Raw genomic sequence first — 13021 nt, 5'->3', positions numbered from 1 at the left:
TTTACTTATCGGGCGGGACGGTATTCAACGCCGCACATCTGGAAACTATTGATAGAATTTATAGTAATGCATAAGCGCCATTTAAGTGCGAGTTAGTGGCGTTTAACGGGGGGGGCGGATCAAGTTCATATGCTGTTTAACTTCCCGCCGAAGGTGACGTTCAGCACGCGGGCTAACAGCCTATAAGGGGTTAGCAGTCGCAAGATGAAATGGCATAATCCCGGTTTGCATAAGCCCGCCTGGAAGTCAGACGCGCTTTGGTCGCCGTCCTATTTCGCAGATAGCGTGGGCGGTGCGCCACTTGAAGTCATTAAGAAATACAATGATCAACAGAGCCGCTCTCATTAGCCCGCTTGCGCGGGCTTCGCTCTTCCACCCCATCTAAAAGGAAAGGGATTCCCGCGAAAAACTCTGGTGAGTTGGGATAACAGTCGGTACCAGCCGTTGGCAGTGCATCGCCAGACCAACGTGGAGAAACCGACCCGTTGCGCCTTTTCTCCACTTTTCAGCAGTCGAACGACATTGCAGGTTTCGCCGGTGAGAAGCGCGATATCACCGCTGAGATGGATCTGCGGTGTCGGTGGGGTAATCGCGACAAAGCCCCCCATCCGCTCAAGCAGTTCCGCCACGATGCGTTGCCGCTGCGCATCGCTGGTTAAATCCGCTGCAATAAACGACCTGCACAGCAGGAAATTGCTGCATGAAATGACCTGAAGGTATCAGCGTCAGCACGCGCGGAATGGCCGTTTTTTCCATTATCAGATTCAATCCCGCGAATGATTCATCGTTGATCAATACGGATTTTTTACAGAATCCGATCGGAAAATCCTTTTTTGCAAACGCCTCTCATTATCAATAACTGGTACAATCGTCAAAGCTTACCTCTTGATTTACCTGGCTTATCCATGAATGACGCAACGCTACTGCTGGTGGAAGACGATCCTGATATCAGCACCCCAATGGCAAACTACTTGATGAACAATGGCTATCATGTCGTTGCCTGCGAATCTGCTGAATCCGCACAACAGTGGCTGAAAAGTCATAAAGCTGACCTGATTCTGCTGGATATCATGCTACCGGGAGAGAGTGGCCTGGATTTATGCCGTCGTCTGCGTGGAGGTTACTGCCCGCCAATTATTATGGTGACCGCGCTTGACGATCCGATTGATAACGTTGTCGGGCTGGAGTTGGGTGCTGATGACTATGTTGCTAAGCCTTTTGATCTCAGCGTGTTGCTGGCACGTATTCGGGCCGTATTACGTCGTGTGAACGGAGCAGAGCAAGCAGCAGTGAAAACAGGCGGCGAGCACGTTATCCATTTTGCTAACTGCACGTTTTATCCGCTGCGCCGTTATCTACACGGCCCAACGGGCATACGTAAATCATTAACCGCAGGTGAAACGGATCTGCTGCTGGTGCTGTGTCAAAACGGGAAAAAAGTGCTGTCGCGTGAAGATCTTATCGATTTGATGCGAGGTGAGAATGGCAGCGCCGCTTCTATGCGTTCGGTTGACCTGTTAATTAGTCGATTGCGGCGTAAGCTGGTGTTTGACGATATGAAAGAAGAGTTGATCCAGACTTTCCGCAACAACGGTTATCTTTTCAGGCCGGAAGTCAGAGGGCTATGATGCGCCGCTTTTTCTCTACCATGCTCGGTCAGATTCTGCTCATTATTGGCTGTTCCACCCTCATCACTTTCACCGCATTAAGCACGCTGTTGTTTATTCCGAAAGGCCCACCAGGCCCGCCGTGGCCCTGGCAGCCCACCTATCGCATTGCCAGCCTGGTAAAAATCCTCAATCACACCCCTGAAGCCTATCGTCCAGCCATTCTGGCTGCGTCACAGAGTGATGCCGGGTTGCATTATGCGCTGGCAACCCAGCCACCCATCTGCACCAGCGAAACATTTAATACCTGGGATTTAGCCAAAACGCTGCGCTGGGAATTGGGCGGCCAGCAGCAGGTCAGCGTAGCGTCCTGTAATGCGCAGAATCCGCGTAAGGACATCCAGGTACGGGTTTCTCTTGGTGATCGCCAATTGATCGCGATGATAGACAACATGGGCCGGGAACCGACGCGCTTAACTTTTCCTACACTATGCGCAATGGTGTTCCTGTTCACCGGGATTGTGGTGATGTCAGTCTGGGCGATTGCCCGCGTCATCAGCCCGCTACGAGAAATCTCACGCCATGCTGATGCCTTTGGACGTGAACTGACGTTGATGCCAGTGAAAGAAGAAGGCCCGACAGAGATCCGTAAAGTTGCCCATACGCTGAATCTGATGCAGGAACGCATCGCCGAACAGATGCACAGCCGAAGCCGTATGTTGGCCGCGATCAGCCACGACTTGCGTACCCCGCTCACTCGGATGCGCTTATGTCTTGAGGATACGGAGCCCACTCGCGTACGAGAGAAATTAGTCCGCGATATCGACCTGATGAATAAGCTGATTGGCAGTGCGCTGTCGTTTATTAAAACCGGCTCCGATGGCGAATCGGCCGAATGGTGCGATCTGGATTCAATGATTACCACCCTCTGCGATGATTATGAAGATGCAGGTATTCAGGTGAGTTATCAATCTGCGGACCCCCTTACTCTGTGGTGTAAACCCGATGCCGTACAGCGTGCATTGACCAATTTGATCGATAACGCCGCCGTAGTCGCCACAAGAATAACGGTAGAGAGTTGGCAAACCGAACAACTGACGTTGATTGAGGTTAGCGATAATGGTCCAGGCATTCCTGCAGGCTTGCTGCAAAAAGTGACAGAACCGTTTTATCGCATCGATGCCGCCCGGCAACAAAACCGGGGCGGCGCAGGTTTGGGATTAGCGATTGTCAGTGATATCGCCCGTTTGCACGGTGGGAAGCTTGAGCTGTTCAATCGCTTTCCGCAGGGGTTGACTGCACGAATCACCCTGGCACGCCAGGGCGAAACAAGTCCTCAGAAATTATAAGTCAGGCTGACATTGTAGCGACGGCCATCGACGTTACCGCCATAGGTGTCACTGTCAATATACTTGTCAAACAGGTTGGAGACGCTGGTATTGAGGTTTACTTTTGGCGTCAGCTTAACGTTTACCCCTAAATCCACCAGCGTGTAAGCTGGATATCCTTCGGTCATCATTGAACGCGAGTTACCGGCATAGTGCTCAGACGTTTTGCCACGATAGTAAACGCGCATCCACGGGCTAATATCCTGCGAGAAATCATAATCCAGTCGCGCGCTGATCAAATGCTTCGGTTGCTGGTTCAGAGGCTGGCCAGCATATTCGCCTGACTGCTGTTTGGTTTCGGTATAGGTGTAAGACGTATTCAAGTGCAGGTTACTGAGAATGTCCCATGCAAAGGTGCTTTCAATACCACGCATCATCGCCTTGCTGACGTTGTAGTACGAGGAGACAAAATCATATTTTTCGCCATTATAGTCGCAGGCATAAGATCCGGCATCGCCGGTACACAACGTCTCTAACTCAATTTTATTCCTGAATTTGCTGTAAAACCCGGTCACACCCGCTTTGATATCACCGGCATCCCAGTTAAGTGACAGCTCATAGTTGGTGCTGGTTTCCGGTTTAAGATCGGGATTACCAATACTCACACCATCACGATGACCGGACCCGGCCGAGTCAGCCCAGTTGGAGGCCGACTGGCGGAGCGTTGGGTTTTTATAGCCACCCGAAATCCCTCCTTTGGCTGTCCATTGCGGATTAATGCTCCAGACGCCATAAAGTTTCGGCGTGACGTGCGAGCCAAACTTTTCATTTTCATCCAGGCGAATCGCTGGCACTAAATCAAACGGATCAATAATGTTCCAGCGGTCCTCAGCCGTTAACGCCCAGCTATTACGATCCAGCTTTGACGCCGGATCGCCACTGTCCACCTTAATCACATTGTTGGCGTCTTTTATGGTCTCATTCAGGAACATGGCCCCCACAGAGAGGGTGTGGCTGTCACCGAGGTAGAGTTTATCAATGGTATTAAGCGTGGTATTGCGCCCGGTAATGTTGCTGCTGGAATTAGTTGAATCTTCGATCTGTGCGTAAGAGCTGGTTTCCAGAATGCCGTAATAACCTTTATGGCTCAGCGTGTAGTTGGTACGCGTATAGGTATGATTCGTAATACCACCCGACGTTTTAGTGGTTGCGAGCTGCTCCTGCAACGCGCGGGTCACATCAAAGTCGATGATATTATCGACGTCCGGTGTCCAGGTAAAACCGACCCCACCGTTGAGTAATTTTCGCTTTGCTGCTCCACCGTCATAGTTATCTTCATTTCTCTGCTGGAAAGTCCCATCCAGTTTCATACTGAGCTGATCTTTAATTAAGGGGCCATCAAGATGCATACTGGTTTGATTAACATCGCCAGAACGACTGTGCTCCTGGATCATTGAGCCCGCAGTCACCGATCCATGCCACGTTTGGCGATTCGATTTTTTAGTGATGATATTGATCACCCCGCCAATCGCATCAGAACCATACAGCGATGACGCGGGGCCGCGAATCACTTCAATATGATCAATGGCCTCAATACCTGGCAAAAACTGATATCCCGTGGTGGTGGTTTCAGATTCACTCTCACGCATATCCACCTTCTTTCCATCGACTAACAGGAGCGTGTAGTCACTTGCCATGCCGCGCATGGTGATCTCTTCCGACCCCACGCCGCCTGTCACATAGACGCCAGGCACATCGCGTAATACATCCAGCACCGTGTAGTAAGCGCGTGAATGCAGGGTTTTATTGCTGATCACCGTGACCGAAGCCGCCGCTTTGGTGACATCCTCATGGAAACCTGACGCCGTCACCGTCATGGTATCCTGATCTTTATCGTTGCTAAGGTCTGTCAGCTGGTCATCGGCGTGGGCGGGAAGCGCGGTTAATCCCATGATAATAGCGAAGGACAGAGGTGAAAGACGCGGGGATCCCTGTGCAGATTTTCTCAACATAATCTATTCTCGAGGTGTAATTAAATTTTAGGTTACGGGTGCACCACCCAATAACGCAGTTGATTGCGAGTGGGTAATAAAGTTTAAGCCTGCGCGGGCAGGCTTAATTATTTTTAGTTATTTAAACAGCAACGGCAGGAAATTACGCAGCGAGACACGGATATTGCTGGCATCATGAATTTCACCAGGTTCCACTATCGCGTGATATTTCACACCACGCTTATCAAGGAAGGTTTTCATGAGATCAAAGGTTTGAATTAATGGCTCATCGCTTCCTACGCTCATAAATACCAGCTTCATTTTCGCATCAGCATTCAGCTGCGGGATATACGCGCCAAGCTTCTCCATATCGGGTACGCGATTCAGATCGGGACCGGTGTAGTGGCTGTAGTGCAATTTGCTTTCAATCTGTTTTCCCACGCCCGGCCAGGTTGGGAAACCGCCGCTGAAGGTGCCAATGGTGGCGAATGTTTGTGGATTACGTGCACCAGCCAGGAACCCTTGCGCACCCGGCGAAGAAAAGCCGCCAATGGCGCGATGTTCGCGATCGGCCTCGGTACGGAAGGATTTATCGATAAACGGCACGATATTATCAACAATGGTTTGTGCTGCTGTAACGTAACTCGGGTCGGTTTCATTGCCACCACCGTGGAACTTCGAGTTACCCAATGAGCTGCCACCTGGCGCATCCGGGTCAAGAATAACCACAATCATCGGCTTGATACGGTGTGACGCAATCATGTTGTCCAGCAGATTAAACACAAAGCTGTCTTCATTATCGCGTGACCCATCATGCGCACCACCCATTGTCAAATACAGCACCGGATAGCGTTCATCGCTGCTGTAATAACCTGGTGGAGTATACACCGTGAAGCGTTTCTGGCTATCCATGAATGGAACCGAGGTGTAAGTAATACTCCCCCGCGCCGCGCCGTGTGGGATGAAGTCATCAGCTTTATCACCAGGTATCGCGAATTCATCTTTTGGCAGACCCGTAGCCGGAGATTTACGGCCAAACTCTGCCTGCGCTTTCACGCCATCCACGATGAACTGATAGTTCCAGATGTTTGATGCCAGCGGCCCCACGGTAACACTCCAGAGCCCTTGCTTATCTTTATTCAGCGCTACGTGGCTATCGCCCTGCGCTCCGCCCGGCCAGGCACCTTGTACTTCAACCTGACTGGCCTGCGGTGCACGCAGCGTAAACACCACGCGATTATCAGGCAATACTTTTACCGGCTGCGGTGGCGGTGCCCACTTATGCTGCCCGTCTTTACCCTGACCTTGCATCTGCGGATGCGGCTGATTAGCGGGCTGAGGCATATCAGCCAGCGCCTGTTGTGCAATCAGAGCGGAAACCATGACGGCCACTGCGCACAATGCGCTACCACGAACTTTGCTGTTCATTTTTTACTTAAGCTCACTTTTACTGTTGTTTTAAATACAGGGATCTCAGAACCTGAGTTGCCAATAAATAGCAACAGGATTCGAGATGTTATTATTAACTGGTGATTAAGGGCCGTAGGTTAGCACAAATATTTTCGCAGGCAATCGATGATGAAAATCATTATCATTTAACGTGATTAATTTTAACTACATGATTTTTAATACAAAAATAACAAAGCAGCACGAGAATAATATACAGGAAGATATAAAATCACCTCCTGATGCAATCTGACATCAATCAGCGTATTTGTGTCAGAAATGACACAAAGCTGACATCACCTATTCAACGCCATTATTTAAATAAAAAATTTATCCAATCTTTCTGGCAGTATTTCCTTACTAAAGGATGGCGGCGAAAAGTCATTAAACATTCCTCAAAAGCACGCTTCGCCGCATACTGCTGGTTGTCAGAAACACCTTCTGCCGGCGTCATCATCCACAACCGGTTAACTAACCAGACACAGCAAGGAGCGTTACATGTCCCAACCGAGTCCCGCCCGTTATTCCGCGGAGGCATTACAGCACTGGATTAGCCAGCTCTATCAGGCCGCAGGTGCCAGAGAGTGTGATGCACTAAACACAGCGCGAGTACTGGTACGCACCAGCCTGCGCGGTATTGATACCCACGGCGTGACCCGTGTGCTGATCTATCTGGAAAAAATGCAGCAGGGGGAAGTCAATCCCCAGCCTGACTTCCAATGCGAGGTGCGCGACAACGTGATTTGGTTCGACGGTGATGGCGGTCTTGGTCAGTCTGTTGCGACGGAGGCCTTTACGGCGGCCGTAGAGCTGGCGCAGAGCCGACCTGTAGTGACGTTATTACTGCGCAAAAGCGGTCACCTCGCCGCCCTCGGGCAGTTTGCCCTTGAAGCCGCCGAACAAGGCATGATCGCGGTAATTTGTCAGGAAACGCCGCCGCTGATGGCGCTGGAAGGCAGTAAAAAACCGGCGATTGGCAATAACCCGGTGGCCTTTGCTGCCCCGGTTGCCGGTCAGGCACCGTTGGTGTTCGATATGGCCACGAGCGTTGTCGCGCGGGGCAACGTGTTGCAGGCGATTAAAGAGGGCCGTGAATCGATCCCCGATGACTGGGCGATTGGCCCGGATGGTAAAAAGACCCAGAACCCGCAAGAGGCATTCAACGGTGCCATGCTACCCATTGCCGGACATAAAGGGATTGGGCTGGCCATGCTGGTGCAGGTGCTGGCGGGCAGCCTGACAGGATCGGCCACGGCAGCCAGCGCCGCCCAGCACTCTTCTACCAGCAGTGCGGGCAATGTCAGCGCCTTTGTGCTGGTGATAAATCCGGCGTTATTGCTCGGCCGTGAAGCTTTTGACCAACACATGTTGAGCTGGCTGGAAACCTACCTGGCAGCGTCAGGGGACAATGCACGCTATCCGGGGCAACGTGCTGCACAGTGCGAAGAAGAGCGCAAAGCAAACGGCATTCCCGTTTCTGCGAGCGTGCTGGGTGAATTAAAAAAAGCGGGAGACCTGGTGGGCCTACCGTTCGATCTGCAGCCGTTAAGCTGACGGTTAGGCGCATCCAGATCGGGATGCGCCTAACCTGATTTTCCCTTTGAGGCCCGCTGTGAGTTGATCAACGATGCAATTCAGTCATTGCTACAGCGGGAAAACAGGCAAATTAGAGGTCGAGAGCATGGAGAAAGTGTTCGAGGATCGCATTAGGCCGACGCCCCTTGCGGGTGACGATGGCAATTTTGCTGCTGAAATGCATACGCTCGGGAGCAATGGCGCGCATTAGCTTTTTTTCAACCCACTGTGCGGCGTAGTGGTCGGGCAGGAAGCCAATAAAGCGTCCGGTCAGAATCAGAAAAGCGATGCCCTCACGGTCAGTGGCGGTAGCGGTGCAGTTCAACATCTGATGCATGCCAATGGTTTCCGCTGTCATGCGGAAGCTGGGAACAATAGCGTCATACTGAATTAATGTCTCATCATCAGGTTCAACGTCCATATTGAAAAGCGGATGTGTATTACTGCAATAAAGCATCGATTTTTCATCATAGAGCTGCGAATAGTTTAATCCTGACATGGGCGAGGTCAGCGGGAGCGCGCCCACGTGCAGACGCCCATCCATCAAGCCCCTTTCGATATCTGCGGCGGTGCTCATGCTCAGATTAAGGCGAATTTCCGGCCCGTTTTTGCGCAGCGAATCCAGTGCATCTGTGATGCGCATCCGGGGCTGTGTAACCAGATTATTAATAATGCCAATATTAAATTCACCGCGCATATGCTTATGCATCTGATTGACCTGCTGGCGGAAATTTTCAATCGCCGCCATCATGCTATCGCTGTGGTGCAGGATATCGCGTCCTTCATCGGTTAAGGCGAATCCCGCCCGCCCACGTTGACATAACCGCATACCCAACCGCTTTTCCAGATCGCTCATGTGTAAGCTAATGGCAGAACGTGTGATCCCGAGCAGGCTCTCAGCGGCGGAAAAACTGCCACATTCGCTGACCGTCTTGAAAATCCGCAGTAGCTTCAGGTCAAAATCCGTGACCTGCGCCAGTGATTTGCTTTTCATTCAGATGAAAATTCCAGTAACTAAAGGCGAGTTAATAATGATTTAACTCAACCAAAAGGGGAATGCAAACGGTTCAGACTCTTACTGTGGGAAGAACTTCATTCTTCCGGCTAACCCGCCGCCGCCCTCACTGACGTGCTTCGCGCCTTCAACCACTTCCACATCGTGGAAATCAAACGGAGAGATACCCGCCAGGCAAGCCACGTTAACCGCATACTGGTTGGGATCGGAGCGACGCTGATGGAAGGTGTAAATACCGCACACCGAGCAAAAGAAGTGTGCGGCCTGGCGCGTATTGAAGCGATATTCGCTGAGCTTATCCTGTCCACTTAATACCGTTATCCCGGAAAGTGGCGCGAAAGCCATCACCGCGCCGCGCATCCGGCAATAAGAGCAGTTACATCTGCGAAGCCCGTTAAATCCATTGAGCAGTTCAACGCTAAACGTGACTGCGCCACAATGGCACTGTGCCGCTAACTTTTCTGACATGTTTTTTCTCGCCTTGCTCAATCATCGATCAGCTATAAGATACAACGTTGATGACCGCTGGATGACAAGCTTTTCGACATTGCCTTACAAGTTGCATTGACAGGCTTTGTAGATTATCGAATGATGCTTTTTCTTTTCGCTGCCAGTCAGCATTGCGAATACCGAATTGAGGGGTGATATGAAACCGTTATTTGTCTATGGCACGTTATGTCCAGGCCGTTCCAATGCACATATTCTGGAAAATATTGGCGGGCATTTCCTGGCGGGATCAGTAACCGGCAAGCTTTATGACAGCGGCTGGGGTGCAGCCGAAGGTTTTCCGGGCATCGTACTGGCTGAAAATGGCGTACAAGTTCATGGTTCACTGTTTTACTCCGAAAATCTGGAGGCTCACTGGCCGATGCTGGATGAGTTTGAAGATGGCTATGACCGGGTTGAAGCCCGGGTGACCACTGAAGAAGGTCAGGTTACTGCATGGGTGTATCAGCTTCAGCCTGAAACCATCACTGATGCCTCAGCCTGATCAACCTCAAATCGTCTCACTCTCGGTGGATGAGTGCTTGCCCCTGCGCCAGCAGGTGCTGTGGCCCGATCGCGATATCAGCTTTAGCCGGGTCGAGGGGGATGAACAGGCACAGCATTTTGGTATCCGAGAGCGGGATCAGCTCCTTTGCTGCCTGTCGGTTTTCGCCTGTAGTGATAACCGTGTTCAGATCCGCAAGTTCGCTACTGCCACCGGCTATCAGGGACAAGGCTTAGGCACGCATCTGCTCCGGGCCGTGCTCAATACCCTGAAAGAAACTCAGGTGACGTTGGATGCGCGGCTCAGTGCCAGCGCCTTCTACCAGCGATTTGGCTTCATCCCGGTCGGTGAAACCTTCTATAAAAGTGATATTGCTTTTATCCGCATGCAACTCACGCCCTAATTAACCGCCAGCACCGTGCTGGCGCTATTTCCCCTTTCCGCCAGGTAAGAAATTCGATCTTACACGTATCCAAAATGCGCAAAATGTAAGCAGTTGAAAATATCCCGCTGAATTCTTAATTAAGTTATGGGGACTGATTTCGTGACGTCCGAAATAGCCCTAATAGCTAAATATCACGTGATGAAAAGGTATTTATTAAAGGTGCTGGAGGTCATTATTTGCCGTGCGCAATATGACACTAACAACAAAACAGGTATTACATCGCCACCTTTGCTCTCAGTGCACAGCCTGGGCAGCAGACTTCGAGGAGTCACATCATGAAAGAACTTGTCCATGACATCATGTCTATTTTTTCACCACAGACTATCAACCCAGTGTTAATTCGCGCGGATCTCACTCAGCAGGAAATCGCCTCTTTGCAGGCGAGCGGTGTGACCAAAGTGAGTTGGGCAACCTCAATGGAAGAGTTGAATGATGCTTTCGTACAGAAAGCACTGGCCGCAGGGGCGGCGGGCTATCACATCACGGATGTAGAGAAACACAAGCCAGGGCACGACGAACAGCATATTCTCTCTGGTACTGCATCGCTCTATTTCGTCAGTTTGAAAGAAGCACATGGTTAAGCATTCAAAGATGAAATACCCCCATGCCAGCTGATACAGCCGCGCATGGGGGAAGCCGTTAGTCAGGCCGCTTTTATATCACGTACGGTTTCATTCTCGTCTTGTTCAGACACTTCCACATCCGCTTCTACGGCTTCCGGCAGTTTGCTGGTACGCAGGATATGCTGCACCACCTCTTTCTGCTCCGCCAGTAACAGGCCCAACGTCTCAGCCTGTGATTCTTCCAGTTCTGGTTGCTGTTGCAGGAACCAGTCGGTAAATGCTTCAGCCATATCCAGCATTTTGTCGTAGGCATCCGCCTCTTTCTTACTGGCAAACGTCATTTTCTCTTCACCCTTTCTGACCACAACAAATTTGGTTTCAACAGCCATTTTATCTCTCCATCACTGTGTTTATATACAGTGTACAGCATGTATTGACACTGTCCAGGAAAAATTGACAGTAATTGTCAGAAATAGCTGATTGAACTCATGAAATCAGTTCAGTGAGGAAATCAGCCAACGCTTTGCGCGGATTGTCCTCTTCCGAAACAATCATTTCAATGCCCCACTGACCAAGCACTTCTTTAGCGACCGGATTATGCCGGTTAGTAAACAGATAGGAGCGTGGACGCGCAGTGGCAAGTCCGGTGCGGTTCCACATTTTGGTCAGGCGATAAAACAGCAGGCGGATATTAAAGTCACTGATGCTGTAGCCGACAAACAGCACCGAACTGCCGATCACATCGTGTGTGAGTTTGATATCCAATGGAGAGTCAAAGTATAGCCGTTCAAAGTAGCTGCTTTCATCCAGTACAATCGACGTATCGTCATCGAAGTCGCCGTGCAATTTGATGATGTGGCGCTTGTCTTCGGTCAGGGCCACCAGGTCTGCGGCATTAGCCACTTTACTGTAGGGAACACCATGCGCATCATGGGCCGCTTCCAGCCAGCGGTCATAGTTGGTGGTATAGATGCGGGAGAAATTGGCCTGGGTGATCATGGTATGAATTTCAGAGGTGCGGACATCAATATCGGGCCGATGCCATTCCCGATCCATCCAGCTACGCAACGGGCCTAATGACCCTTTTTTCTGTTTGTAATACTCCGCCAGCGATAAGTGCGTGCCGTAAGTATTGAAGATTTTGGGATCGTAGCCCAACTCATTGGCGAGGTGGGCGATCAATTCGTGCCACTCTGGCAGGCCGAGATTACGTGAAATCCCTGCTCCGGCAAAAAGAATCAGCTTTCCGGCATCGTAAGCGCGTTTAAGTTCGGGTTTCATATCACACCCCGGGTGTTTTTCAGAAAGTGAGCGAAACGATCCAGCGCTTTACGGCGCATCGAGATCTGGTTTTTACGCTCCCCCATCTCAGCGAACGTTTGCGTTTCCCCTTCAGGAATGAATACGCAGTCCCATTGAAATTCCCGCGAGCCCGCAGGTTCCGTGGCGATAGTACCGCGTACCTCACCGGAGAAGAGGTACATTTTGCGTCCGTCGCAGTAGCCGATAACCGTTTTCGCCGTAGCCTGTTGGCTATCCAACCCTTTGACCAGTGCGGCAAAGCGTTCTGGATTCAGTCGGCTCCAGAAGATGCGCGTCAACCCAGCGGGTAGACCGTTCAATCCGTCCAGATAGATACCACTGTGTTCAACAAACACGGGGCGGCCAATAATAGCAAAGGCTTTTGTCAGCTTATCCCGCACCAAATCCAGCTCATTCTCCGTCTGGATCTCTTCGATACGCCGCGCAACCGGCACCACATCTACCCCCACAGGGCCAAGAATGGTGCGAACTTCATCGAGCTTCTGTTCGTTGGCGGAAAGGAAACGTATTTTCATCTTCATCCTGGAAATGTACGTTATGTTGAGTGAGTCACCCTTACACCCTGGCAGAACTGGCGCGAAAGATACATTTTTTTTGCCAGGACGCTGGCGTGCGATGAATATGAAGGTTTGGGGTGTCTATTGGTTGTGTTTGTTGGCCTGTACCATCGCCGAATGTATTGAAGATCTGGCTGATGTTTTAACCATTTTCCGGATAGGTCTGATTACCACTATATT

13 protein-coding genes and 1 pseudogene are annotated in these 13021 nt (G+C 50.9%); 7 read left to right on the top strand and 7 right to left on the bottom strand.

Annotated features, from left to right (window positions below; translation table 11 throughout):
• Window positions 1-14 precede the first annotated feature (14 nt).
• The 3 genes and pseudogenes from tnpA to B880_RS0107295 all read left to right on the top strand — a co-directional run.
• Window positions 15-348, top strand: a pseudogene (gene tnpA / locus B880_RS27320) (IS200/IS605 family transposase); the annotation flags it as partial.
• Between the two features lie 557 nt (window positions 349-905).
• Window positions 906-1628, top strand: a complete 723-nt coding sequence (locus B880_RS0107300) for a response regulator transcription factor (RefSeq protein WP_017346736.1) — start codon at window positions 906-908, stop codon at window positions 1626-1628.
• Window positions 1625-2956 carry an ATP-binding protein gene (locus B880_RS0107295; RefSeq protein WP_237760994.1) on the top strand — a complete coding sequence of 444 codons (1332 nt, stop codon included), beginning with the start codon at window positions 1625-1627 and terminating at the stop codon, window positions 2954-2956. Before B880_RS0107300 ends, B880_RS0107295 begins: the two co-directional genes overlap by 4 nt.
• On the opposite strand, the gene B880_RS0107290 is transcribed toward B880_RS0107295, so the two are convergent.
• Complete coding sequence (locus B880_RS0107290) at window positions 2944-4947, bottom strand: TonB-dependent receptor domain-containing protein (protein WP_017346734.1); 2004 nt, start codon at window positions 4945-4947, stop codon at window positions 2944-2946. The genes B880_RS0107295 and B880_RS0107290 overlap by 13 nt on opposite strands.
• Before the next feature lie 117 nt (window positions 4948-5064).
• Window positions 5065-6354: an esterase gene (locus B880_RS0107285; protein ID WP_036645555.1), complete on the bottom strand. Its 1290-nt coding sequence runs from the start codon at window positions 6352-6354 to the stop codon at window positions 5065-5067.
• Window positions 6355-6870: 516 nt separating this feature from the next.
• Between B880_RS0107285 and B880_RS0107280 the strand changes: the two genes are divergently transcribed.
• Window positions 6871-7926: an Ldh family oxidoreductase gene (locus B880_RS0107280; RefSeq protein WP_017346732.1), complete on the top strand. Its 1056-nt coding sequence runs from the start codon at window positions 6871-6873 to the stop codon at window positions 7924-7926.
• Between the two features lie 112 nt (window positions 7927-8038).
• Here the strand turns inward: B880_RS0107280 and B880_RS0107275 are convergent, their stop codons facing one another.
• Both B880_RS0107275 and B880_RS0107270 read right to left on the bottom strand, forming a co-directional pair.
• Complete coding sequence (locus tag B880_RS0107275; protein WP_017346731.1) at window positions 8039-8941, bottom strand: LysR family transcriptional regulator; 903 nt, start codon at window positions 8939-8941, stop codon at window positions 8039-8041.
• 81 nt (window positions 8942-9022) lie between these two features.
• Window positions 9023-9430 carry a GFA family protein gene (locus B880_RS0107270; protein WP_026042475.1) on the bottom strand — a complete coding sequence of 136 codons (408 nt, stop codon included), beginning with the start codon at window positions 9428-9430 and terminating at the stop codon, window positions 9023-9025.
• A gap of 178 nt (window positions 9431-9608) precedes the next feature.
• Here B880_RS0107270 and B880_RS0107265 point away from each other — a divergent pair, with 178 nt between their 5' ends.
• The 3 genes from B880_RS0107265 to B880_RS0107255 all read left to right on the top strand — a co-directional run bounded on the left by B880_RS0107265 (window position 9609) and on the right by B880_RS0107255 (window position 10979).
• A complete protein-coding gene (locus B880_RS0107265) occupies window positions 9609-9953 on the top strand; it encodes a gamma-glutamylcyclotransferase family protein (RefSeq protein WP_017346729.1) in 345 nt (114 codons plus the stop codon).
• Window positions 9940-10356: a GNAT family N-acetyltransferase gene (locus B880_RS0107260; RefSeq protein ID WP_017346728.1), complete on the top strand. Its 417-nt coding sequence runs from the start codon at window positions 9940-9942 to the stop codon at window positions 10354-10356. The genes B880_RS0107265 and B880_RS0107260 overlap by 14 nt, the downstream gene beginning before the upstream one ends.
• A gap of 317 nt (window positions 10357-10673) precedes the next feature.
• Window positions 10674-10979, top strand: coding sequence for a DUF1471 domain-containing protein (locus B880_RS0107255; RefSeq protein WP_017346727.1), 306 nt, complete (start codon window positions 10674-10676; stop codon window positions 10977-10979).
• Between the two features lie 62 nt (window positions 10980-11041).
• Here the strand turns inward: B880_RS0107255 and B880_RS0107250 are convergent, their stop codons facing one another.
• The 3 genes from B880_RS0107250 to B880_RS0107240 form a co-directional block, all read right to left on the bottom strand.
• On the bottom strand, window positions 11042-11350 hold the full coding sequence (locus B880_RS0107250) for a YebG family protein (RefSeq protein WP_017346726.1): 309 nt from the start codon (window positions 11348-11350) through the stop codon (window positions 11042-11044).
• A 97-nt stretch (window positions 11351-11447) separates the two neighbouring features.
• Window positions 11448-12242, bottom strand: a complete 795-nt coding sequence (locus tag B880_RS0107245) for an SIR2 family protein (protein ID WP_017346725.1) — start codon at window positions 12240-12242, stop codon at window positions 11448-11450.
• The gene (locus B880_RS0107240) at window positions 12239-12799 is read right to left on the bottom strand and encodes a non-canonical purine NTP pyrophosphatase (RefSeq protein ID WP_017346724.1); all 561 of its coding nucleotides are present in this window, start codon (window positions 12797-12799) and stop codon (window positions 12239-12241) included. The genes B880_RS0107245 and B880_RS0107240 overlap by 4 nt, the downstream gene beginning before the upstream one ends.
• Window positions 12800-13021 lie beyond the last annotated feature (222 nt).

This window comes from Pantoea sp. A4 (assembly GCF_000295955.2).
GTDB classification, from domain to species: Bacteria; Pseudomonadota; Gammaproteobacteria; order Enterobacterales; family Enterobacteriaceae; genus Pantoea; species Pantoea multigeneris.
The sequence above is the reverse complement of the archived record's forward strand: the minus strand, read 5'-3'. Positions and strand labels throughout refer to the sequence as shown.